The sequence below is a fragment of the Candidatus Harpocratesius sp. genome, from assembly GCF_054039255.1.
The window spans coordinates 101,520-124,775 of sequence record NZ_JBPLBG010000034.1 but is presented as its reverse complement, the minus strand read 5'-3'; the positions used below and the strand labels follow the sequence as shown (position 1 = coordinate 124,775).

The window sequence follows — 23,256 nt, the reverse complement described above, 5'->3', positions numbered from 1 at the left end:
TTCTTAGGGTTGTTTTGGCCAATATAATTACTTATTTTCGGATTTTACTGCCTTTTTACTGGTTCTAGTTGCTTTTTTATGTGAATTTTTAGGTGATTTACTTTTTTGGTGAATTTGTTCTTTTTGAATCCCAATTTTCCAAATATTTTCAAAGATTTGTTGGGTGTACATGATATACTTCGTATCAGTGGAACTGAATATAGAATATCCTTTTATTCTTGGGTTCGCAATATCGAAATATCCTTTGGCAGATTGAAATGCAACATTATCATCAGAAATAAAAAGAGTTTGAAAAACATGATCTACATATTTAATATCACAATGATTCTCTAAAATTGGAATAAATTCTTCATTTATAAATTCTGTTTCAATAATTATTTGCACTTCTACACCTTTTGTACGAAGAAAATCTAAATTATGCTTGATTAAGGGGTAAACTTCCGCCACGTTCCTTATTACTGCTTGTAATTTATGAGATGTTGCATTAATCAGATTTCGGAGATGATCTCGACTGGCTTTATCTCCTTCAAGAAGTGTAAATTGAACCTGTTTTGTTGGCCGTTTTTCACCAAATAATTGTTTAAGAATTGGGAGTGTCGTATTAATATTTTCGCTAAAAATTTGCTCTTGTTGGCGTTTCATGTACATAAATACATCAGTAGGATCATTCGCTATAAATGTACTTGGTCGACCATCGATTTTGGTAATGATTTTTTTAGTTACCATTTCGTTGAGAATTTCATAGATACGTGAATAGGGGACATGTGTAATTTCACTTAATTCATGAGCATTCATTTCTCCTGAATTCAGAAGTGTGATAAAAAGATTAATAAAGTAGTCTGTAAATCCAATTGCTTTCATGGCACTGCGAATTTCTGGTTTTAACTTGGGCATTTTGTACTTTTTCATATTTTTTCCCCTTGATAAATTAAATCAATTTGATGATTAGTTTCTGTAATTGCAAATTCATATATTTTGCGAATATATGCAAAATCACGCAAATTCCAAGTCGGTTTGTAAAAAGGAATGGAAATCAGATCTAGAGCTCTTTCAAAACAGTCAATCATTTGATCTATCATAGTTAAAATTGCATGTAAAGAAATTTGGCATTGTTTTTTTTCTGGATAAACCGTTCGGATGAGATCAGAATAATAACTAATATCTTTACACTTGCATTGAAGAATTCGTGTTGTTTGGATGATTGCCACTCTAAAAGTAAGTCGACTGATCGTTTCCAATTCACTTCGATTAGGATGGCTGGGTGAGCTATGAAGAAGAGACATATCATTTTCTGCATATTCGGGATAATATTTTTTCACAATTTTATCTAATTCAAATGCATCGATTTTTTCATCTTTATAATATTTAATTGCTTCTACAGATGCGTTTAAAATGACTTTTAATATCCCTTTCAATTTGCGACGAAGATAATCCTTTAATATATAATCATAATAATTATTTGCGGTAAATTCTTGAAAAGAAGTTTCTGAATTATGGCGAAGATATTCCCTTTTTAGATAATCTAATCCAATATCAACAAGAAACAATAAATAGTGGCGAATTAAGTGGTAATTTCGTTTTACAAAAGGATCTGGAAATTCGATCAGATTATTAACATTCGACATACTAAATATATCTCTCCCATTAGGGGATAATTTTGCAGTATATTAATTGTTGATTATTCTTTCAAAAATATGTAATAAAAATTATGGTGCGAATAAGTTTATCAAAATTCAAAAAGATAATTTGCTAAAAAAAATAAGGAGAACCTTTGTATAATAAAAAAAAGAGATATTTCATTTAAAGACAGGAAGATCGGTAATATAATTTAACAAATCGTTGAAAAATTTCATAATTTCTGCCTTCAATCCAGGGTAAACCTTTTGCAGTAAATTATAAATATCATTTTTTAAACTATTAGAATACATTTTTACAAATTCTAGCGCGCCTGTTGACTTAAATATTTCCCGTACTGCTTCTATCTGCTCTTTTGATGCACTACGATTTCCCAATGTCGAATTTAATATTTCTTTTTGTTCGGATGTTGCTGATTGATATGCAATAATCGTTAAGATAGTACATTGCCCACTAGTAATATCTGAACTAATCGATTTTTCCTTTGGATCTCCGAAACTACCTTTTACATCATTCATCAATTGATCAATTATACCTATTTTATTCATGGCTTGCATTAAGGGTTCCAATTGAGAAGAGCGCGCATGTCCCAGTATTGCGCCGATACCAACTGCTGTCTCCATTGGTTTTCCACGTTTTAAGGAACTTAATATTAGGTAATCTTCAAGAGTAATTTGATCTAAATGTTTCAATTTGTAGTGTTCGTCTAACAGATGCCCTCTGATAATTCCCTCAAGCCCAGATAAATAAATCTGAAGGCTTTTCTCTTTTCGAGCATTATCAAAATTTGATTCCAAAATTAAACGGCTTCCAATTAAGGAAGTGATATTTCCTCCATATATTGCGGCTGAAGTTTCAAATTCTTGTGATTTTTCCTTATCTTCTTCTGAAATATTTGATGAATTTTCAATTAAATCTGGTAGTTGCTCTAATTGTAAAATTGATTTATGAAAAGTGGGTAAACCTCTTCGAATTTCTTCTTTGTCAATCAGATCATCAATTATTAGGCTTGAAATATGCAATAACTCTACTGATATACTGATTTTATATACTTCATCGATCATTTCTGCAATATCCCGATCGCCAGATAATCCTAAAAAAGTATTAATTAAGCAAATGGGTAATATCCTTCTACCTGGACCCTTAGTAAAATTATAAGAATATGTATGAAATTTCCGAAGATAGCTTTCTTCTTCTTGTTCAATTAGGGTTCTGTATATTGAATCGATCTTTTTATTAATTTTTTCCCGTTCTTTTTCCAAAATCATTAGAAATTGCTCATTCATTCGTTTATTCCTTCTTTCTTACTCTCTTGTTTAATACATTAACGCGCCTTAAACTTAAAAAGATATCTTTATCATTTTAACAATCTTGATTTCACGAAATAAATAATTCAATTAAGTCATCTTAAATATCTAAAGTCGACTAATGTCACCTAAAGTCATCTAGTGATTCTAAAGACCTCTGAAAAATTCTGGGCGCAGTATTGATGGATTTTTAAGGGCTTTATCAATTTGATGCAAAAATTTTTGCTTATCATTACTTAAAATACCCTTTAAAATCAAGTAATTAGATGCATGATTGCTCCTAAAAATACAATCATGTATATCATCAGAAATATGTTCAATCATTAATCTAAGTTCTTGTAATATCCCTATTTGAGAAAGTGGGGTGAATTCTCCATTTTGGTATTTGTTTGCAATGGGAGTTCCTGGAGGAAGCATTAATGTTAAAGCGGAAATATACCAATCTTGATGCTTTAGCGGCTTCATGGAATTGATTAACTGAGCTGTTTTTAGTGCATGTCGCCTACTAAGTTCCACATCGTTTCCCGCTAATCCTAAAATAACTGTGCCTGATAGAATTATTCTGGCTTTATGCAATTTCTGTGCAGCTTGTTGTAATTCACTTGCATTCGTACGTTTGTTAATTTTATGTAGTAAATCATCATCCCCCGTTTCTATGCCCATGTACACCATTGTTATACCTGAATTTTGGATTTCTTTCAATTCTGAGTCGTTTTTACGAAGAATATCTTTTGCATGTGCATATGTGCTAACCCTCTGTAGTTTTGGATGGAATTTGTAGCAAGCTTCCGATATTGCAACTAAATCATTTGGTTTCATTACAAAAGCATTGCCGTCTAATAAAAATATTCGTTCAACATTTGGGCCTAACATTTTTCGCGCTTTTTTGATATCTTCAACTATCTCATCAACAGTTCTAATACGAAATTTTTTATGTCGGTATGGATAGCAAAATGTGCAATTAAAAGAACATCCTACGGTGGCTGTGAGTAATAATGATTTTTTTCCTTCAGATGGCGGCCTATATACAGGTTCTTCGTAGAAAAGTTCTGAAATAACCATAGATATCAACATAATAATAAAGAATCTAAAAATAAAAAAATCATCTAAATACAAATAAAGCAGCGATATGCAAAAAAAAACTTCTAAATACGTAAAAATCTCTAACAGATAGCGAATGTTGCAAAATTTACATTAGAAAATGAATCATCTATATGAAAAACGTGGTGCGAATAAGTTTTAATTAAGTGCTTTTATCAGTTGAAATTAATTAAAACAAAAAATTTTTTTTAAATGAATTATTTATCATCACGTTACTAAAGAATTTTGTTCATTTCTCCTTATTTTTACTTATTAACTAGTGTGCACTATTATGCCAAAAAAATCTTCCAAATCAAAAAAAAATGTTCGTGTCATTGCTTGTGAGCAATTAATCTCTTTGAATGCCATTTCTAATTCAGGTGCTCCGCTTTGTCAATGTAAAACCCGAAAATTCACTATGAGTCCCTATAATATTGTTTGTCAAGTTTGTGAATTATATCGCGAAAGAAAAGATGAATTAACTCACAGTGAAATGTATATAGCTGATGATGCACCTGATTTTCATTATGATCTTGACGAAATTGACATATCTGATGACGATTTTGGTGATGAATCTTTAGAATTCGATGAAGATCTTGATCTTGATGTAGATGACTTAGAACTTGAAGAAGAAATAATCGAACCAATCAAGCGAAAGAAGCGATCAGCTCAAAAAATTGTGGAAGAAGATGAAGATGATGAAGAAGAATTCGAAGATGAAGAAGAATTCGAAGATGATGAAGATGTCGCTTTAGTTATTGGAGTTACTGAAGAAGAACCAGAGGATAAACTGGATTATGAAGATGAACGTGAAGAAGGATTAGGCAAAAAGCACGGTAAAATTTTCGAAGAAGACGAAATTGAAGAAGAAGATGAAGAACTTGATGAAGAATTAGAAGAACTTGAAGATGACATAATTGGAATAGATGATGATGAGGACAATGTTGAAGATGAGATTGATGATGATAGTGGAAAAACTACTTCTACCAGTACAATTGATTTTGAAAACGATGTGATTAAGAAGATAAAAACTGTAGGAACTGGTGATGCAGTTAAACAAATATGCCCATTCTGTCAAAAAACAAAAGTTTCGGTTCTCCGCCATTTACCAAATTGCAAACGTGCTCCTCCTGAAATTATCGAAGCTTATAAAATCTATAAGCAGAAAAAGAAAAAATAATAAATAATTCCAATCTTTTTTTATTTATTCTAATTTTCAAATCTAATTTGACTTATAAATCGAAAATTTGAACATTATCTAGTGATAAATGTTTGGAAGATAAATCTAATACTGCACAAGTGGCTTTTCCAGTAAGATAACCGCATGTTTCACCAGGATTTATTAATAATGTTTTCCCTACTTTTTCAATTTTTATTTGATGCGTATGCCCTGTTAATAACACGTCATAAAATTGGGAATGAATTAGATTTTGCAAAATTCGTTCATCTGTTCCATGATAAACTGCAAATTTATAATAATTTTCGGTAAATTCAAAAAATTCTCCCTTAAATTCAATAATTTTTCCTGTAATTTTCTTTAATCCAATTCTTTCCCCATCATTATTTCCAAATACACCGTAAACCGGTATTTTATGTTCAATTAGCTTAGTCATAGCCCGTATAACAAATGGGGCAATATAATCCCCACAATGGATAATTTTGCATACTTTTTCATTTAGGAATACATCCACTGCTTTCGAGATATTTGGTAAATAATCGTGAGTATCTGATAATATTCCAATTTTCATTTTGTGTAATATAGTGTTCTCATTTATTAAAATTTAGAAATATTTTATCTATGTATAGTATAAATGAGTGATTAAGATATAGTTCTATATATCAGATGAAAAAAGAAAAATTCTAATCCTAAAATCCGAAATTTCAAAATATTCGTTGCTCTTTTTATATTGTGAACGGAAAAATACGATATATTTATTCATTGACTCTTTCAGAATTGGAAAATTTCATTGAAAAAACATTACATTATCCAAAATATCGCGCAAAACAAGTATTTCAGTGGTTATATCACGAAATTTCTTCGTTTGATGAAATGCTAAATATTCCAAAAACGCTCCGTGCTCAACTTGCAGAAAACTTTTACTTTTTTAAACCAGAAATTAAACAAACATTAAAATCTGCTGATCATACTATAAAATATTTAATTACGCTTCATGATGGTGCTTCAATTGAAACAGTAAAAATGGAATATCATCACGGCATATCTGCTTGTATCTCTACTCAAGTGGGATGTAAAATGCATTGTGCATTCTGTGTTTCTGGGAAAGAAGGTTTTTTTCGAAATTTAACTGCAGGAGAAATGATCCAGCAAATTTTAACTATTCAAGAACAAACAGGTCAACGTGTTAGTTCTGTAGTTTTAATGGGCTCTGGTGAACCATTAGATAATTTTACTGAAGTTGTTCATTTTCTTAGATTGGTTCATGAAAAGGATGGTTTAAACTTAGGATATCGACATATTACACTTTCGACATGCGGAATTATCCCAAAAATTTATGAATTAGCTGATTTGGAGATTCCCATTACCCTCGCAGTTTCATTACATGCGCCAATTGATTCCATTCGCAATCAAATTGTACCAATTAGCAGAAAATATCCAATTAGTGAATTGATTCAAGCATGTAGAGATTATATTAAACGGACTCATCGAAGAATTACTTTTGAATATTCTCTTATTTCTGGTATTAATGATTCTATCAAAATGGCATATAAATTGAGTAATCTTCTCTCTGGAATGTTGTGTCATGTTAATCTAATTCCTGTAAATAGTGCAAACCATTTACTTGATTTTCCTTTCAATCCGCCTTCTTTTGAAAAGATCAAAGCATTTCAACAGATTCTTACAAATAATCATATTCCCAATACAATTCGCCGAACTTTAGGGGATGAGATTCAAGCAGCATGTGGGCAACTGAAATGTCAATTTCGTAAAAAAAGTTAACTAAATTTAGTGTTATAATGATGAAAAGATGATATATTTTGGGAGTAATGCTCCTAAATTCGAAAACCATAAATTTTTACTTTTGTTATAATCGATTATGGATATAGATTCTGTTGATCTAAAAAAAATGTTGCAGAATTTACCAATTATGATTTACAGAAGTCGAAATGACGAACATTGGACGAAGATTTTCGTTAGTGAAGGCAGTTTTTGCTTAACAGGATATAAACCGGGTGATTTAGTTGAAAATGCGACTGTATCCTACGAAGAAATCATTCATCCAGATCACCGTGATTTAGTAAGAACTCAAGTTCAATTTGCTATTGAAAATAAAATCGCATATCACCTTAGTTATATGATCAAAACTGCTGGTGATAACGAAAAATGGGTTATGGATGAAGGATATGGAATATATTCAACAGAATCTCACGAATTGGAATATATCGAAGGTTTTATTGTTGATATTACTAAACAAAAATGCCAAGAATTTGAACTTTTTGACCAAATTCAACAATTAGAGAAGCAATTAAAGCTACTTCAAATTAAATAATTATATGAAACCTATCTTCACTTGAAAATCTATCAATCTATCACTTTCTTCTCTGATTTTTTTCTATAGAAATAAATTTAAGTATTTTCATTCTTTACTATTATTGATGCTGTTAAGCCCTTATAATAGAGGATATTATCGAAAGAAGGAGATAATAAAAAAGAATTTAATAAAAAAGAAGGTTAAATAGAATTAATTAATTGAAAATCATTTAAGTTCTATAAATTTACCACTTTTTAACATTTCACAGGGCATTAAATATGGTTTATCGATTTTTCCTGCAATTTCTTCAAGCATCTTCGCCCATTTTTCGTAATTACTTACTGCATCTTTCATAACTCCAGGGCGGTTAAATCCTGCCATCATTGTTTCATCAATTATATGCCAATGTTTAACTACACCCTCTTCTAATAACCGACACCCTTCATTTGCCTCAATTGCATCTAGTAATTCTGCTGATACCAAATTTGCTTTAGGTTCGTTTAGTAACTTTGGACGACCTTGTGACCAATCAAAAAAGCCTTGACCTGTTTTTCTTCCAAGTTTTTTATCTTCCACCATTTTTGTATACACAGGTCCAGGAGTAAAATCAGGAGAAAGTGTTTTTGAATAATATGTATTGATATGATAATAGGTATCATGCCCAACATAATCACCTAATTCTAAATATCCCATTGGTAATCCTTCTTTTAGAGTATCGGCATTTAAGGATTCCCAAGATACACCTTCTTTTGCAGCTTGTTCAAAAGCCCAGTTCATAAGAATAAAAGCAGGTGCTATCATTCGATTTGCAATAAATCCGGGCCGATCTTTTAATACTAATGGAACGTATCGTGGGCCTCTACAAGGAAGGCTTTCTGCCCATTTTTGAGCGGAATTTAATGTGTCTTCTGAGGTTTTTTCGCCTTTAATTACTTCGACCAATTTCATTAATGGAACTGGGTTGAAGAAATGGATGCCTAAGCATTTTTCCGGACGGTTTGTTGCATCTGCAATTTTTGTAATACTCATTGAAGAAGTATTTGAAGCGATTAAACAATCAGCTGGTGCGTTTTCATCACAAGTACGAAATACATCCTGTTTTATTTTAAGATTTTCAATCACAGCTTCGATAATTAAATCTGCATTTTGTACTGCATGAGGAATACTGGTTGTTTTTCGAATTTTAGATACTAAACTTTGAGCACTAACTCCTTCACCAAGTTTTCCCTTCTGTTCCAATCTACTTAAGCCCTTTAATATGCTCTTTAACCCTTTTTCAATAAATTCGTCTTTAATATCTACTAAGGTTACATTGTATCCCACTTGAATTGAGACTTGTGCTATTCCTGAGCCCATTAACCCCGCTCCAATTACTACAATATTCTTTATTTCCGACATTTTTTATTACCCCTAATAAAAGGCGTTTAGCGATACACCTAGTAATCACATGTAAGAAAGCATTATTTATGAACGTAATGACTAAAAATTACCTCGATTGAAAGAAAAATTAAATGTGATAGAAGTCATTTAGTACAATTTTAGGCGACATTCGAAAAGTAGTATTTACAGAAACGTACAATCTTTCTTGGAATTTTTCCAATATAATTGTTATAAATGGAAGCAACATCATCATATACTTAGAAATAATTATCTTGTGTGATCAACTTATGCCCAACATTGAAATTGATTTTGCGAAATTTCTTCCCTCACTTGGAACATTTTACTCATACTTTGAAATTCTAAAAGCTCATGATTTTATTCAAGATATTGAAGTTGTTCATCAAGATGGAAATGCAATGTTGCGAGTTATGCGCAAAGGAAATTTTAATTTAATATAATTTAGATTATTCCCCCTATCCTTCATAACCAATCACATAAATCCCCAACTCAGAGGAAGAGGTTTGTTGATTTTTCCTCTTCCTCCTCCTTTCTCTATTTTAAATTTAATTCTACCCTTTATTAAACTTTCATCTTTTAATATTCTATTTATCTTTTATGCATTAAATCATTAACATGCATGGAAATCGCCCTATTTATGATAATTTGCTCTATTTCACCTTAAAACTATACTTAAATGGATTTTTTTAATTTTTTTAAAAAATCATATTTAATGGATATCTACTAAAGTAAAAATATAAAAAGTAAAGAAAAAGAAGAATTAAATGAAAAAATCGAGAAAATTATTAGGAAGATAAGTGAAGTTATTTAAAATATACAAAGCATTTTTATTTTTGGAGTGAATTTTCTGCTGAATAATAAGAACTTGTAAATGGACGCATAAAATCATAAACGATTTCTTCGACAATCATCTCTTCAGGAATACTGCTTGTAATGAAATGATCATAGTACTTTTGTAGATCTGAAGGTGTGATCACTATACCTTTTTTTGCATTACTTTCAAATGCTCGTAAATTGGATAAATAAGCACAACTTATAATTTCTTGCATTTTATGTGCCCAATGATGATCAAGTAATGATTTCTGACCTTTTTGGATTCGATTTAAGAAATCTATTATTTCAATCTGATGGGAATCACGCGCCTGGTTTGGAATTGCAATTTCTTCTTGCTGACCTGTATTATAATAAATTGCAATGATTTCTTGCTTGTGTTCATTTCGATCCAGTCCACAAGTGCCTTTAGTTCCATGAATTGTTATGTCTCTGTATGATTTTGCCCAAGATACTTCAATAATTACTGTAATTTCATTTGTTTCCAAGTCTTTATCAGTAATATCAATATTATGTTTCTCTTCATCATTAGATTTTTGTTGTGATAAACCTTCATTGTCAGGATTTAGTTTAGTATCTCCTTCTTTCAACTGATTATCAATTTTTTCTTTCTGTAAATTTTTTGTGTCAGGAGGTTTGAAAATTATTTTAATTTTTGCTTCATCTTCAACCATGAATGAACTCATATAATATTCGTTTAGTCCGTCATATTGATGAAGTGTCCGCTCTTTGGTAGTTCCGGCATTCATTCTTATTGTTTGAACGGATTTGACATTATATTCTTTCCCCAAAATACCATAACCTAATCCAATTGCATGTACGCCCATGTCAGACAACACTCCACCTCCAGATAATGAAGGATTAAGAAAATGATTTTGCCATCCCCAAGAAGGATGACCGTGCCCCAATCTTATTGTAATCTTTCTTACATTACCTATTTTATTTGATTTGACAATATCTTTCAATTTACGTAGAGCTGCATACCATAGGAAATTTTCATTCAATTGAAAAAATCCTGTAGATTCATCTGCAATTTTACATAATTCAGCGGTTTCATATGAGCATCGACCTGCTGGTTTTTCACTCATTACTGATTTTCCTTTTCTTAATGCCCAAATTGCGTAAGGAGTATGTACATGATTTGGTGCACATATATCTATAACATCTACTTGGTCTAACATTTCCTGAATTGAATCATAAATTTTTGCTTCTTTTTCAAAAATGGCACATCGCTGGAGATGGATTTCATCTTCAGGATCAATTTTTTCTTTTGCTGCATTTTTTACTAAATGCATAAAGCGAGTAATTTTATCTTTCCAAGTTTCGGCTCGTCCCTTTATTCGATCATAAAATCCGACCACAACTGCATTTAAGTTATCTGGATAGGCTTGAACATGACTTTGCCAGATATCTCCAAGACCAACAATCCCCACCCGCAGAATTTTTTGAGGTGTTTCAGATGTTTGGGATTGATGAGAAGAATTTTCTGAAGAATCACTCACAATCATATTAAAATTCGATTTTCTTATATTTTTTTTCCATATATAGATCAAAAATAATAAGAAATAATTCTAAATTGTAGTATTATTTGCTGTATTGATTTCAATATTATGAAATACAAGCAACAGAATTTTAAATTTAGAATATGATTCATAAAGCGTGAATTAAAAATGAAAATAATTTGTTCTTCTTGTAAAAAGGTATATGATGGATCTCTTTCTGATCCTTGTCCTAAATGTGCTTCAATAGAAAATAATATGACCGCTTTTCAGAATAATGATGATTTTTTAAATAATCAAGTACCCAAGATTCAACAAGAACGGAAAAATCATGGTTTAACAGGAATAGTAAACGGATTGAATGCAGTTATTATTAATACTGAACCAAATCTCTTTAAAAGTGCAGTAGAAGAACTTTTAATGTATACTGGACATCATCTTGAATCAATTTTTGAAAATTCAGGTGAAAAAACAGCAGTATTGAAAAAGGTGGGTTCAGCATCAATTCTTATCAAAACTCGAATTAAGGAAAAAAATCCCTTCAGACCTTATAATTTAAATCCAAAATCTCAACATCTTCCAAATACACGACTGGAAACATTCATTTTTGAAGTAAAAAATTTATCAAAATACGTAGAAATCCAAAGAGAGCGTGGATTTAAATTTCTAACCCCTGAAATAATTGATACAGATAATTATTCTTTTATTCAAACTCCACCTTCTAAATTTATTGGCACTTCGTATGGATTTATTCAATCACATAAAGGAATGAATAAATATGATTATCATCCTGATGAATTCAAAGAAAATGATAACTTTAGTATTCAAAAACCAGATTTTATTCATTTAAAAAATATTGATAAGTTAGATCATACTGCCACTCGCGTCCGTGCTCGAGATCGGGATGCAGCTATTATCGAATTTATGAAATTAACTAATTATAATTTCGATTTTGCGATATATGTTAATAATTTAAATTCCATAACAAACGTAGCAAGACTTTCAGCGAATGATTTTGCTATGGTGTTTACTTCTGGTATTGTTCCATTTTTGACTGAAGAAGATACCGGACCAACTGAGAAATATACGTATAACTATGGAACGCGAGTTCATCATATGGCATTTAGAACAGAAAAAATTGATCATACATATGAAGGATTAAAAAATTCTGGTATGAAATTTCTAATTGATCTGGTCGGATCTCCTGATGAAGGGCTAAAACAAACGTTTTCAGTACAATCTCCATTTACATTAATAGTAAATGAATATATTCATCGATTTGGAGATTTTGATGGATTTTTTACCAAAAGTAATGTTCAAGATTTAACTAGAGTCACAGAAAAGCAATAAAAGAAATGGGAGATATCTTTAATCAATGAAATTAAATACACTAAGCCAAAATGATTATGCATTAATTACAGGTGCAAGTGCAGGAATAGGGCGCGCATTTGCTGAAAAACTTGCTTCTTTGGGATTAAATCTCATTTTAGTTGCTCGTCGTGAAAAGATCTTGGATGATTTACGAATTTCATTAGAAAAGCAGTATGGCATTCATAGTGATGTTATTGTGGCTGATTTAACTCAAAAGGATGGAATCATTGCAGTTAAACAAAAAATAATGGAAACAAATTCGTTAGCCTTGCTTATAAATGCTGCAGGATTTGGAACTTTGGGAAAATTCAACCATCTTGATGAGAGAAAAATGGAAGCACTTCATACAATTCATACCACTGCTCCACTTATTTTTACTCATGCAGCGCTTCAAATAATGCTAAAACGGAAACAAGGCGCGATTATAAGCATTAGTTCTATGGAAATTTTTCGTCCTCCAAAAATAGGGATCGTTTATTCCGCCAGCAAACAGTATATTTCCACACTTACTTTGGGAATTCGTCGTCAACTTCGCAACATGGGAGCATCTAATGTTCAAATGCATGTTGTATATCCAGGATATACTCGTACCGAATTCCATCACGTTGGTGATTATATTGGAAAGCGACCTTTCAAAAAGCCTAAATTTCTTTGGACAACTCCTAATCAAGTTGTTTCTGCGACTTTAAAGGCAATTGAAAAAAATAAAGGAAAAATTATCCCTGGATGGATAAATAAAATGATAAGATTTATTTTTGGAATTCCAGGTGTTTGGTGGATATTGAAGATCTTTGGTTAATTAATTTTTATTCAAAGAATTTTCATGCAAAATTCGTGAAATGTCGTGTTTTTTTGAGAAATCACCTGATGACATGTAATACATATAATTTTCTCTTCCCAATACCTTTTTTTGAATTTGATTTTCAGATAAACCTTGTTCTGCCAATTCTAAGACCTTTTGTCTTAAATTCTCCATAAATGCAATCTTTTTTCGAATTTTTGGTTTAGGATCGTCAATAATACCCCTAAAAGAACAGAATAAGGTTGTAAAATCATAATTAAGAATTTTTTTAAGCGCATCCAACTGTTCTCCAAAAGTTTCAAAATTTCGTAAATAGGTAATTCGAGTTCCGAAAAAGAGATCTCCCGAAAAAAGAATCTTATTTTCTGGTTCATACAGACAAATATGACCGGGAGTATGACCTGGTGTATGGATAATTTCGAATGTATAATTATCTGTCTGGAATTTTGAACTAAGTGGTAGTACTCTCGATCCTTTTGGAATTCCCCATGAAAGTCGTTCGTATAACCAGTATTTTTGATCTTTTGCATTTGTAATCTTTGGAATATCCGCTTCATGTGCGTATATTGGAAGATTTCGAGTGTTTTGGAGATAATCGTTGTTTCCAATATGATCTTCATGCCAGTGGGTGTTGATAATGGCATGAATAGGATAATTTTTCCAAATATTTTTGATATGTCGATGTGCAGTTCGAGAACCTGTATCAATCAAGAGTCCATCTATGAAAAAGGCATGAACTGGGTAAAGAATTTTTCCAAAGGCTTGAGGCCCCATTTTAAAAACAGTTACTTCTCCTTTTTGTAAAATTATTACCATTATAATCATTTTTTATCCCGTTCACTTTTTAAGCTTTGATATGCTTTATTCAGTGGAAGGAATGGGAAATGTTACCGTTGAATAATGTTGATTTATCAGACAAGACAATTTTGGAAATTGGAACAGGAAATGGGGGAACTACACGTGATATTTTGAAATATATTAAAGATTTTCCGACTTCCAGATTAATAACAACAGATATTGTTAATCGTGACCTTTCTGCAATCATTAAACAAACGGATGAGTTATTAAAACAAGAAAGGAAAATTTCATTTATTCAAACAGATGCATCTGAATTAAAATCGATTCTCGCCAATTCAGTTGATATAATTGTTGTGGATTATACAATTTGTGCCATAAATATGATTGCAGGAAAAATCCCACTTTGTTTTTATCGTTGGATTGAAGTAATGAAACCAGGAGGATTACTGTTTATTGAAGATGAATTTCCTATTACATCTCAATCAGATATAAAATATATTCATTGGCGCAGATATTGGCAGTTAGTTAAATCCCTAGTTATTACCGCCGGGGGATCTCCTTATCACGAGATTGATCCTAAGGTTTTAAGCATGTTATTGGAGAATTATGGATTTAAAGTTCAGCAATTTGAAGAGGGGGATACCATTCTTGAATATCAAGAAATTAAGCAAGCTTTACAAAATCATTATTCAGATTGGCTTCATTTCATCCATAATCGATGGTTACGCTTCACATTTAGAATATTGAAGAGACAATTTCTTCGACAATTAAAAAATAATGGGGGAGATGGTAGTTTAATCATTCCCTATTATTCTTTAAGTGCATGTTTAAAAGAATAGTGCGGTTATTTATGTATATGGGGCAATCAAATCGCTGGGAAATTCAACCTTCTTCTCTTTTAACAAAATGGAGTAAATCTGTAGATCCTACTATGCCGTGGCCATCATATCCACGACCTCAGTTTAAAAGGCAAGATTGGCTTAATCTTAATGGTTTATGGGAGTATTCTATCTCGAGTATTAATGCAGAAACCATGCCTTCACCTGAAGGATATATTTTAGTTCCTTATCCTGTAGAATCTGCACTTTCTGGAGTTAAACGGAAATTAGAGCCGAAAAATCTACTTTGGTATAGAAGAAAATTCACACTTCCATCAAAATGGCATGATAAACGGATAATACTAAACTTTGGAGCTGTTGATTGGGAAACAACAGTTTATATAAATGATCATTTAGTTGGTGTGCATCGTGGTGGATATACCCCATTTAGTTTTGATATTACACCCTATCTTTCTAAAAATAAAGAAAATGAAAATATTTTAATTGTAAAGGTATTTGATCCTACAGAAACAGGTCATCAACCAAGCGGAAAACAGTGGTTAAAACCTGCTATTGTGTTTTATACTTCTGTTTCAGGAATATGGCAGACTGTGTGGCTTGAACCTCTCCCTTATAATGCTATTGAAAGCATAAGTATAACTCCTGATATTGATACTGATCAACTTCTTCTTTTATTTAATGCTTCTTTTCAATCAAATAATTCTGATTCTTCTCGTAAGCAGTTGAAATCATCATTTGAATTAGAAATTACTGTAATTGATAATGGAAACCCTGTTTTTACCACTCGCCAGCCATTCCAAGAAACAATAATTCTTAAATTACCTCCCTTAAAAAGATGGACCCCTGAAGATCCTATACTTTATGATCTAAAAATTGATCTTTTACGAGAAAACAAGGTTTTTGACAGTATTCTCTCGTATTTTGCGATGCGTAGTTTTTCTCTGGAGTGCGATTCACAAGGTCATATGCGATTTCACCTTAATCATAAACCTTATTTTATGATGGGTGTGCTTGATCAAGGTTATTGGCCAGATGGGCTTTATACTGCACCAACAGAAGATGCATTACGTTATGATCTTGAAATAATTAAAAAGTGTGGTTATAACATGGTGCGCAAACATATCAAAATTGAACCTGCACTTTGGTATCATTATTGCGATCAAATAGGGCTAATTGTATGGCAAGATATGCCTAATGGGGGAGGAAAAGGTGTTATTACCCGTCAATTTCTTTTTCATCTACTTCATTTAAATCCTAAAGATGATAGACATTATTGGCTTTCAGGTTATGGAAAATCTGAATATCGTGAAAATTTCAGGCACGAACTTCATGAAATGGTTGATCATTTATATAATGTGCCGTCAATTGCGGTATGGGTAATTTTTAATGAAGCATGGGGTCAATTTGATACTGTTCCATTAACAGAATGGTTGAAAAAAAGGGATCCTTCTCGATTAATCGATACTGCATCTGGTTGGTTTGATAAAAAAGTAGGACATTTTGTAAGTGTGCATAATTATAATGATAAATTTCAAATGCCTTCAACTTTCAATTATCGTGGAGTGATTTTATCTGAAACAGGAGGATACACCTTATCTATTATTAACCATCAATGGAATCCAAAGAAAAAATTTGGATATAAACGAATGAAATCACGAAATGAATTGGAACACGCCTATTCTAATCTAATCAATAACATTCTGCTACCGGCTGTTAAGCAAGGTCTTTCAGGTGTCGTATATACTCAGATCACTGATGTGGAAATCGAATATAATGGATTAATGACATATGATCGCTGTGTCATAAAGATACAAATTGAAAAGTTAAAAAAGTGGCATAGCATTCTTCTAAATCTAAAATAGTCGTGAAAAATCTTTTTTTGATAGATTTTAAAAAATATAAAAATTCTCTCTATAGAATAATTGTATCTATATTAAATTGCCACTCCTACTAAACTTCCCAAAAGATAAGATACACCATAGGCAAATAGCCCAACTGCAAGCATTTCAATTCCAGATTTTAGCCAGTTAACACCAGTAACAAATTTTTTTAATGCACCAGCTAAAAATAAACCTCCAAAAGTAATTGCAGTCGCCACCCAAAAAATTGAAATTGGTGAAAGAAGGGTCTGAAATATTAGATATGGAAGAACTGGAAACAGCGCTCCTAAAATAAAGGCGAAAAATATAACAATCGAATTTTTCAAAGGGTTTTCAGGGTTCAAATCAGTAACTCCTAATTCTTCAATTACCATTTCACGAACCCATCGATCTTCATCTTGAATGATCTGATTTACAATTTGATCTAATAAATCTCCTGTAAAACCTTTCCTTTTATAAATTAATTTGATCTCTTCTTTTTCAATTTCGGGAGTTAGATGAATTTCAAGTCGTTCTTGATCTATTTCATGTTTATAGTAATCTCTTTCTGATTTCCCACTTATAAATTCTCCAGCTGCCATGCTTAAAGCACCTGCAATTGTAGCAGCCAAAAGTGTAATTAGAATCGTTTTTGGGGTCTGATCTGCTCCAGCAACACCTGCCAATAAGGCGAATATCGACACAACTCCATCATTCATGCCAAAAGTAACCTGTCGTATTATTTCTCCCCCAGTTAGATGAAGTTCATCATGGTATGGTTTGCTCACTTTATTATCTCTTCCTATTTTATATCTTATTTGATATATTCTGATTTATCTACTATATTGCTTCTTTAAGTTATTGATCACTGTCAATTATTTGAAAATCTTCCACCTTTTGATAAAAATATGGATCATGACCACATATTGGACATAATTCTTTTGGAGGCTCTGTAATATTACTTAAAATTAGATTTCCACAAACTTTACAAACCCAAATCGTTTTAATATCCAGATCTACCCCTCGACTGATATATTTCAATGCAATTTTTAGGGCTTTAGCATGAGTTAATTCGACCTCACGTGCCCATTTCATAGATAGTATTGCTAATTCTCTTTGTTTAGTTTTTTGTGTTGATTTCTTCATATTATTTATAAATTTCGGATACATTTTTCGATATTCATACAACTCTGATTCTATTGCATTTTTTACATTTGTTTGTGTGTTACCAAGGCTAGTTGGTTCTTGATTTTCAGAGGTCAGATAGTCAGTTTTATTAATTATGATTTTTTGAGCGTTTTTATGATTTTTTACATGAATTTTCTCTGCTTGAACTAAGGCTTTGAATAATGTTGCAACATGCGGAAATCCCTCTTTATATGCTATTCTTGCAAAGCTTTCATACTTTTCAATCGCATGTTGTTCTCCCATAATGGCTTCATGTAAATATTCTGCTGTTAGTGATAGTGTCATTGAAACTTCGCTATTTCCCGATAAGAGTATCTCCCTTTTAAATTCATATCACTTTTAAATCGATGAATAATGAACAATAATATACTTATTCGCACTCGCGTTGATTCTTGATTTTGAAAAAATAGTATTATGTTATTATGTAATATTGACACTGAAAAAATTACAGTATTTTTCAAGAATTGAAATTGTTGATGATCAGCATATTGTTAGAAGTGTTGTAGAGAATGAGAAAAAGAGGAATTCTATGAAATATTTTTATTAACTCAATTTACTTTTCCACAAGAGTAAAAGGTTATCCCAAGTTAATGTTGTGTCTGATTTACTTTCTTCTATTAATTTAAATATTGGTAGAAGCCATTTTTTTATTCTCTGTGATACATCTTCAAATGGGATAATGTTGATATTTTTCTTTCTACAATATTGAATAAATCTTTGATTCCAAATATCATCATCTAAAATATTCTCTAAAGTTCTACTTTGTAAATTTGTCTCTCTTTTTTTAAACGTTGTTTTTATCGCTTCCAGTAAATCCATTAATTTGAACGTTTTATACTCAGCAATACAATATAAATCATAAAAATCTTTCATTCTTGATGAAAAGGCTCCTAAGTAATAGATTGCATGAATTTTTTCTGCAACGAATGATTCTATTGAATATGCTTGTATTATTATTAAGTTATTCTCTTTTTTAAACAATTTAGGATAATTTAAAGATCTTGGATTTGGATATATAACATCACCAAAGCCAATATCAATATTTAGTTTTTCCTTTAAAGTTGAAAGTGAAACAGGAATGATAATTTTAAATCCATTATATTTGTTATCAATCATATTTTCTTGAATCAAAATTTCATCCACTTCAAATTTTAGAGGATCATTACTAGGGATCATGCAAATTTCTTGAATTATATGAATGATATTTGAAATTTTATTAGAAAGATCCACTCCTAAAAAATCAATATCTGTTGTTTGTCTAAAATTCCAATTTTCGCAATACAGTAAGACACCTCCCTTTAATACTAATTTTGATCTATATTTTGAAATTGAAACCCGATAAAGGAATTTTTCAAAAATATAGGCCAAGTAGATCATTCGAGGTTGAATTTTATTTTCTTTCGCATAGTTTTTTAATCGCGCAAGAATGGAAGCACCTAAATCTTTAATTTTTTTGGATGTAATCAAAACCACCTAATCTATAAAATCATTCCTAAATAATTATTAAGAACTTTAGATATACCGAGTAATTCAGCATAAAGATATAATTTTTGTAAATCTTTTGTTTTTTTTTGAAGATATGAAGTAAGAATCTCTTTCAAAGTATTTAAGCCGAGTTCGTTCCGATAGCGGACACAATCACATACAGTTTTTTCAAGATTATAAATCCTAATTGTATTTTTCCCAACTTTCTGAAGATCTATTCCTAATGAAAAAGTTTTTCTTGTCCACTTTTTTATCACAACTGGATATTGCTCAAGACCTTTTGGGACCCAATCTGATCTAAGAATTGCTAAGTAGTACTTATCTGAGACAAATGTTGATAATTTATAAAAATCCATAGCTGTATATAGGCAAAATACACCTCTTGGTTCTATAACTGATATATCAATCAGATCTTCATATTCTCCAAAATTTATTTTTTTCCATTTATATAACTTAGAAGTAACTTTAGTTATTACTTCATTTCGAACTAATGTATCAAGATCATATCTATTTAGTCCCGCTTTAAGCAAATTCTTCCGGGTCATATACCAAGAATTTCTTTGAAAAATTTGTTTTAAAGATCTAACACTATAATTTTTATGCGATTTATTATTCAAGAATTCCACCTAGCAAAATCCTATACAATTTATATTTATTATTCTATTATATTTAATTTATTTATTTTGTACTGATGATAAATATTACAAGGTTTCATTTTTTATATCACATTTTTCTATACAATTATTGTTATTGTATATGAAAATGTTATCAATACATTTTTATAACCTTAAAAAAAGTTGAAATTTAGTTCAGTTTTTTACCTAATTTTGAGTGTAGAGTAGTAGTATTTTTTTAATTCTGATCTTTTTTTATATTATTAAAGAATTTTTACATTTCTTTGTTCAAATTACCCACCAAAAATTTTTAATAGCATCTTGCTTTTATTTTTCTTAGTTGGTTAATCTAATTAATCACAATAACTTTGCCCCGATAGTGTAGACCTTCTTGTAAAAGAAGGGCAGAACGGTCAGCATGGGGGACTGTCAAATCCTTTAAAAAATTTGATACAGAACTCCCTCGACTCGGGTCCGAGCTTTCTGTTGATTCAATAGAAACGGAAATCCCGATCGGGGCGCCATCTTTCTTTTAGTAAATTATAATATTAATTCTGTTCACATTTTTAGAAAAGCTTTTTCTCTAAATAATACTACATTATCAATATAAGTGAATTTTCATGGAAATCGCAAGAATAAGGAAAGAAATAAGCAAAATTGACCTTCAAATCATTAATTTATTAAAAAAACGCTTTCAATTAATTCCTCAATTAGTGAAAATTAAACAAAAAGACCATCTTCCAATTTTCCAACCAGAAAGAGAGCAAGAAATGTTTGAACATTACAGTAAAATAGCGCAGGAATATGGTTTGAATCCTGAATTTGTGCATAATCTTTTTTCTCTAATTGTTTTAGAAATGAAAAATCAACAAAGAATTAAAAGTATCAATCAAATCAGAAGATACACTCATATGCATGATAGTTCTAAAAAGTAATATAATATTGATCGCTTTATAATACTATAAATGATTTTCTGAGTAATGAAGAAATGACTGTTAATTTCAGTAAAAAAATTGTGAAATTATAACATGGCAAAAATTATAGAAATCAAATCGAAATTAGTTGGATGCTTTAAGTTCAATTCCCAAAAGGAATTATTTTTACAGATTTCTCAGATCAACACTGTTTCAGAAATTGATGTAGTTGAAGTGCGTTTAGATTATTTAAGACCTGAAGAATGTAATCTAAAAATACTACAAAGGATAAGCAATCAATGTAAAAAACCCTTAATTTTGACTATCCGTGATCCAGAAGAAGGAGGTATGTATCGTTTTTCAATACATCATAAATTTGAATTATTTCAAGCTGCCATGACTTGTAATTATGATTTTATCGATATAGAATATAAAAATCTTGCATTATGGCAAAAATTCCGAAATAGAATACAAATAGATAAAAATAAATTGTTCTATTCAACTAAAAACAAACCTAAATTCATTATTTCGTATCACCTATCTATTCCTAAAGATTATCATCATTTGTTGCATGAATTGAAAGGAATTTTGTCTATTCAAGGGATTTATCCGAAAATAGTGTTGTCAATTAATTCAGAATCAGAAGCTGAACGTTTAGAACAATTTCAATTTAATTTTTGGGATACATATACAGATAAAAAGTTAACCATTTTTGGTATGGGGGCTCATTCTCAATTTTCCCGCATATTAGGTGCGAAATTTGGTAACTTTTTCACATATGTTGGTTTACATCCTCAAGCACTGACTGCAGAAAATCAAATAACCCTGCCAGCTTTTCTGCTTGATTTTTCAATCTTTCAAAGTATGACTATTGGTTCCATCTTTTCAGTTTCAGGTTTTGGAACTTCTCACGGGTACAAGATAGGTTGCATCATTACTGGAATTCCAAAAGGTTTTTCTCTAAATTTTGATCATATTCAATCAATGTTACGCTTAAGAAGGCCTGGATTTCACCAATTTGCATCTCCACGTAAGGAACTTGATGAATTTATAATCACAAATGGTTTAAAAGATTCAGATGGTTCATGTAATTCAGATGCATCTATATTGTCTGTTATTTCAAGGAAATATCTACGTATAATCATTTTAAATAAGGATGTTAGATCAAAGGATTATAGTTTATTTGATAAGATCCCTAGACCATCTCATGTTGATTATCCTGCACGAATGCGTTATGGAAAAAATATAAATTTGAATGGTAGCAGTTTTTTTTCAGGTAGACTATCTGCTGTTTATGTTATGGGTGGTGCAATTGCATTACAACTGCTTGCCACTCGAAACATTCATATCTATGGTTACATCTCTCAAATTGGAAAAATCAAGGATAATAACAAATATTCCATCAATAGCCTTAAAATTTTAAACAAACAACGTCTTATTTCGCAAAGCACTATGGAAGATTCCTTTACACAAAAAACATCTAAAATAGATACTGTAGGTAATTATCCAAATGATTTTTCTCCAGAGAACAATCATTTTACGAAATCTCAAATATTTATTGGAAATCCTGATCCAAGTATTGCCTCACAGATGCTAAGAGAGATTGAGCATGCGTATAACAAGAAAGACTCTGTTGGGGGAATTATAAATGTCATTATAGATAATTTTCCAGCAGGTGTAGGAAATCCATGGTTTCAATCTTTGGAAAGTCTTCTGTCTCAAGCTATTTTTGGTATTCCTGGAGTTCGTGGAATTGAGTTTGGTTTAGGATTTAGGGCTGCTGAAATGTATGGAAGTGAGCATAATGATCCATATATTTTGGAAAATGGAAATATCAAAACAAAATCAAATAATTCAGGGGGAATAATTGGTGGAATCTCCACCGGCATGCCTATCTCCTTTCAAATTGCGATCAAACCAACTGCATCTATTGGAAAGGTGCAAAGTACTTTAAATCTTCAGACTAAAAAGATAGAAAAACTAAAAATTCCAGGTCGTCATGATCCATGTATTGTTACCAGGATTTTACCTGTAGTTGAATCTGTAACTGCAATTGTCTTGCTTGATGTGTTTTTCTCAGCGAAAAAAGATTGATTTCTTTATGCTTACATTATCAAGCGATGAACAGATTTAAAAAATGATGAA

22 protein-coding genes and 1 tRNA gene are annotated in these 23,256 nt (G+C 30.9%); 11 read left to right on the top strand and 12 right to left on the bottom strand.

Going from position 1 to position 23,256, the window contains the following annotated elements; all coding sequences use genetic code 11:
• Nucleotides 1-27 precede the first annotated feature (27 nt).
• The 4 genes from ACXLDF_RS08110 to ACXLDF_RS08095 form a co-directional block, all read right to left on the bottom strand.
• Nucleotides 28-909, bottom strand: coding sequence for a TrmB family transcriptional regulator (locus ACXLDF_RS08110; RefSeq protein WP_457558005.1), 882 nt, complete (start codon nt 907-909; stop codon nt 28-30).
• On the bottom strand, nt 906-1,625 hold the full coding sequence (locus ACXLDF_RS08105) for a hypothetical protein (RefSeq protein WP_457558004.1): 720 nt from the start codon (nt 1,623-1,625) through the stop codon (nt 906-908). The genes ACXLDF_RS08110 and ACXLDF_RS08105 overlap by 4 nt, the downstream gene beginning before the upstream one ends.
• A 171-nt stretch (nt 1,626-1,796) precedes the next feature.
• Nucleotides 1,797-2,921: a polyprenyl synthetase family protein gene (locus ACXLDF_RS08100; protein WP_457558003.1), complete on the bottom strand. Its 1,125-nt coding sequence runs from the start codon at nt 2,919-2,921 to the stop codon at nt 1,797-1,799.
• 168 nt (nt 2,922-3,089) lie between these two features.
• A complete protein-coding gene (locus ACXLDF_RS08095) occupies nt 3,090-4,004 on the bottom strand; it encodes a B12-binding domain-containing radical SAM protein (RefSeq protein WP_457558002.1) in 915 nt (304 codons plus the stop codon).
• Nucleotides 4,005-4,314: 310 nt separating this feature from the next.
• Here ACXLDF_RS08095 and ACXLDF_RS08090 point away from each other — a divergent pair, with 310 nt between their 5' ends.
• Nucleotides 4,315-5,202 carry a hypothetical protein gene (locus tag ACXLDF_RS08090; protein WP_457558001.1) on the top strand — a complete coding sequence of 296 codons (888 nt, stop codon included), beginning with the start codon at nt 4,315-4,317 and terminating at the stop codon, nt 5,200-5,202.
• 52 nt (nt 5,203-5,254) lie between these two features.
• Here ACXLDF_RS08090 and ACXLDF_RS08085 read toward each other — a convergent pair whose 3' ends face one another.
• The gene (locus tag ACXLDF_RS08085; protein ID WP_457558000.1) at nt 5,255-5,770 is read right to left on the bottom strand and encodes a metallophosphoesterase; all 516 of its coding nucleotides are present in this window, start codon (nt 5,768-5,770) and stop codon (nt 5,255-5,257) included.
• Between the two features lie 173 nt (nt 5,771-5,943).
• On the opposite strand from ACXLDF_RS08085, the gene rlmN reads away from it, so the two are divergent.
• Together rlmN and ACXLDF_RS08075 are read left to right on the top strand one after the other, a co-directional pair.
• Complete coding sequence (gene rlmN, locus ACXLDF_RS08080) at nt 5,944-6,981, top strand: dual-specificity RNA methyltransferase RlmN (RefSeq protein ID WP_457558138.1); 1,038 nt, start codon at nt 5,944-5,946, stop codon at nt 6,979-6,981.
• A 97-nt stretch (nt 6,982-7,078) separates the two neighbouring features.
• Nucleotides 7,079-7,531: a PAS domain-containing protein gene (locus ACXLDF_RS08075; protein ID WP_457557999.1), complete on the top strand. Its 453-nt coding sequence runs from the start codon at nt 7,079-7,081 to the stop codon at nt 7,529-7,531.
• 207 nt (nt 7,532-7,738) lie between these two features.
• On the opposite strand, the gene ACXLDF_RS08070 is transcribed toward ACXLDF_RS08075, so the two are convergent.
• Nucleotides 7,739-8,911 (bottom strand): 3-hydroxyacyl-CoA dehydrogenase family protein, encoded by a 1,173-nt coding sequence (locus ACXLDF_RS08070; RefSeq protein ID WP_457557998.1) that lies wholly within the window; start codon nt 8,909-8,911, stop codon nt 7,739-7,741.
• Between the two features lie 269 nt (nt 8,912-9,180).
• Between ACXLDF_RS08070 and ACXLDF_RS08065 the strand changes: the two genes are divergently transcribed.
• Nucleotides 9,181-9,351 (top strand): hypothetical protein, encoded by a 171-nt coding sequence (locus ACXLDF_RS08065; protein WP_457557997.1) that lies wholly within the window; start codon nt 9,181-9,183, stop codon nt 9,349-9,351.
• 387 nt (nt 9,352-9,738) lie between these two features.
• Here ACXLDF_RS08065 and ACXLDF_RS08060 read toward each other — a convergent pair whose 3' ends face one another.
• The gene (locus ACXLDF_RS08060) at nt 9,739-11,244 is read right to left on the bottom strand and encodes a Gfo/Idh/MocA family protein (protein ID WP_457557996.1); all 1,506 of its coding nucleotides are present in this window, start codon (nt 11,242-11,244) and stop codon (nt 9,739-9,741) included.
• Nucleotides 11,245-11,412: 168 nt separating this feature from the next.
• Between ACXLDF_RS08060 and ACXLDF_RS08055 the strand changes: the two genes are divergently transcribed.
• On the top strand, nt 11,413-12,591 hold the full coding sequence (locus ACXLDF_RS08055; RefSeq protein ID WP_457557995.1) for a VOC family protein: 1,179 nt from the start codon (nt 11,413-11,415) through the stop codon (nt 12,589-12,591).
• Between the two features lie 25 nt (nt 12,592-12,616).
• Nucleotides 12,617-13,411, top strand: coding sequence for an SDR family NAD(P)-dependent oxidoreductase (locus tag ACXLDF_RS08050; protein WP_457557994.1), 795 nt, complete (start codon nt 12,617-12,619; stop codon nt 13,409-13,411).
• Here the strand turns inward: ACXLDF_RS08050 and ACXLDF_RS08045 are convergent, their stop codons facing one another.
• Entirely contained in the window at nt 13,412-14,239 is an 828-nt protein-coding gene (locus ACXLDF_RS08045; protein WP_457557993.1) for an MBL fold metallo-hydrolase, read from the bottom strand.
• 59 nt (nt 14,240-14,298) lie between these two features.
• On the opposite strand from ACXLDF_RS08045, the gene ACXLDF_RS08040 reads away from it, so the two are divergent.
• Together ACXLDF_RS08040 and ACXLDF_RS08035 are read left to right on the top strand one after the other, a co-directional pair.
• Entirely contained in the window at nt 14,299-15,051 is a 753-nt protein-coding gene (locus ACXLDF_RS08040; protein ID WP_457557992.1) for a class I SAM-dependent methyltransferase, read from the top strand.
• A 17-nt stretch (nt 15,052-15,068) separates the two neighbouring features.
• Nucleotides 15,069-16,913 carry a glycoside hydrolase family 2 protein gene (locus tag ACXLDF_RS08035; protein ID WP_457557991.1) on the top strand — a complete coding sequence of 615 codons (1,845 nt, stop codon included), beginning with the start codon at nt 15,069-15,071 and terminating at the stop codon, nt 16,911-16,913.
• A gap of 71 nt (nt 16,914-16,984) precedes the next feature.
• Here ACXLDF_RS08035 and ACXLDF_RS08030 read toward each other — a convergent pair whose 3' ends face one another.
• The 4 genes from ACXLDF_RS08030 to ACXLDF_RS08015 form a co-directional block, all read right to left on the bottom strand.
• A complete protein-coding gene (locus ACXLDF_RS08030) occupies nt 16,985-17,698 on the bottom strand; it encodes a VIT1/CCC1 transporter family protein (RefSeq protein ID WP_457557990.1) in 714 nt (237 codons plus the stop codon).
• A 70-nt stretch (nt 17,699-17,768) separates the two neighbouring features.
• Nucleotides 17,769-18,383: a rubrerythrin family protein gene (locus ACXLDF_RS08025; protein ID WP_457557989.1), complete on the bottom strand. Its 615-nt coding sequence runs from the start codon at nt 18,381-18,383 to the stop codon at nt 17,769-17,771.
• 258 nt (nt 18,384-18,641) lie between these two features.
• Nucleotides 18,642-19,565 carry a nucleotidyl transferase AbiEii/AbiGii toxin family protein gene (locus ACXLDF_RS08020; protein ID WP_457557988.1) on the bottom strand — a complete coding sequence of 308 codons (924 nt, stop codon included), beginning with the start codon at nt 19,563-19,565 and terminating at the stop codon, nt 18,642-18,644.
• An 11-nt stretch (nt 19,566-19,576) separates the two neighbouring features.
• Nucleotides 19,577-20,200 carry a type IV toxin-antitoxin system AbiEi family antitoxin domain-containing protein gene (locus ACXLDF_RS08015; protein WP_457557987.1) on the bottom strand — a complete coding sequence of 208 codons (624 nt, stop codon included), beginning with the start codon at nt 20,198-20,200 and terminating at the stop codon, nt 19,577-19,579.
• A 367-nt stretch (nt 20,201-20,567) separates the two neighbouring features.
• On the opposite strand from ACXLDF_RS08015, the gene ACXLDF_RS08010 reads away from it, so the two are divergent.
• From ACXLDF_RS08010 to ACXLDF_RS08000, 3 genes are all read left to right on the top strand, one after another.
• Nucleotides 20,568-20,721 (top strand) — tRNA-Asp (locus ACXLDF_RS08010).
• Between the two features lie 96 nt (nt 20,722-20,817).
• Nucleotides 20,818-21,132 carry a chorismate mutase gene (locus ACXLDF_RS08005; RefSeq protein WP_457557986.1) on the top strand — a complete coding sequence of 105 codons (315 nt, stop codon included), beginning with the start codon at nt 20,818-20,820 and terminating at the stop codon, nt 21,130-21,132.
• Between the two features lie 93 nt (nt 21,133-21,225).
• On the top strand, nt 21,226-23,205 hold the full coding sequence (locus ACXLDF_RS08000) for a chorismate synthase (protein WP_457557985.1): 1,980 nt from the start codon (nt 21,226-21,228) through the stop codon (nt 23,203-23,205).
• Nucleotides 23,206-23,256 lie beyond the last annotated feature (51 nt).

Excerpts from the sequence above, each read along its gene's own strand:
- ACXLDF_RS08110 (WP_457558005.1), bottom strand. The coding sequence starts at position 909 with ATGAAAAAGTACAAAATGCCCAAGTTAAAACCAGAAATTCGCAGTGCC.
- ACXLDF_RS08105 (WP_457558004.1), bottom strand. The coding sequence starts at position 1,625 with ATGTCGAATGTTAATAATCTGATCGAATTTCCAGATCCTTTTGTAAAA.
- ACXLDF_RS08100 (WP_457558003.1), bottom strand. The coding sequence starts at position 2,921 with ATGAATGAGCAATTTCTAATGATTTTGGAAAAAGAACGGGAAAAAATT.
- ACXLDF_RS08095 (WP_457558002.1), bottom strand. The coding sequence starts at position 4,004 with ATGGTTATTTCAGAACTTTTCTACGAAGAACCTGTATATAGGCCGCCA.
- ACXLDF_RS08090 (WP_457558001.1), top strand. The coding sequence starts at position 4,315 with ATGCCAAAAAAATCTTCCAAATCAAAAAAAAATGTTCGTGTCATTGCT.
- ACXLDF_RS08085 (WP_457558000.1), bottom strand. The coding sequence starts at position 5,770 with ATGAAAATTGGAATATTATCAGATACTCACGATTATTTACCAAATATC.
- ACXLDF_RS08075 (WP_457557999.1), top strand. The coding sequence starts at position 7,079 with ATGGATATAGATTCTGTTGATCTAAAAAAAATGTTGCAGAATTTACCA.
- ACXLDF_RS08070 (WP_457557998.1), bottom strand. The coding sequence starts at position 8,911 with ATGTCGGAAATAAAGAATATTGTAGTAATTGGAGCGGGGTTAATGGGC.
- ACXLDF_RS08065 (WP_457557997.1), top strand. The coding sequence starts at position 9,181 with ATGCCCAACATTGAAATTGATTTTGCGAAATTTCTTCCCTCACTTGGA.
- ACXLDF_RS08055 (WP_457557995.1), top strand. The coding sequence starts at position 11,413 with ATGAAAATAATTTGTTCTTCTTGTAAAAAGGTATATGATGGATCTCTT.
- ACXLDF_RS08050 (WP_457557994.1), top strand. The coding sequence starts at position 12,617 with ATGAAATTAAATACACTAAGCCAAAATGATTATGCATTAATTACAGGT.
- ACXLDF_RS08045 (WP_457557993.1), bottom strand. The coding sequence starts at position 14,239 with ATGATTATAATGGTAATAATTTTACAAAAAGGAGAAGTAACTGTTTTT.
- ACXLDF_RS08040 (WP_457557992.1), top strand. The coding sequence starts at position 14,299 with ATGTTACCGTTGAATAATGTTGATTTATCAGACAAGACAATTTTGGAA.
- ACXLDF_RS08035 (WP_457557991.1), top strand. The coding sequence starts at position 15,069 with ATGGGGCAATCAAATCGCTGGGAAATTCAACCTTCTTCTCTTTTAACA.
- ACXLDF_RS08025 (WP_457557989.1), bottom strand. The coding sequence starts at position 18,383 with ATGACACTATCACTAACAGCAGAATATTTACATGAAGCCATTATGGGA.
- ACXLDF_RS08005 (WP_457557986.1), top strand. The coding sequence starts at position 20,818 with ATGGAAATCGCAAGAATAAGGAAAGAAATAAGCAAAATTGACCTTCAA.
- ACXLDF_RS08000 (WP_457557985.1), top strand. The coding sequence starts at position 21,226 with ATGGCAAAAATTATAGAAATCAAATCGAAATTAGTTGGATGCTTTAAG.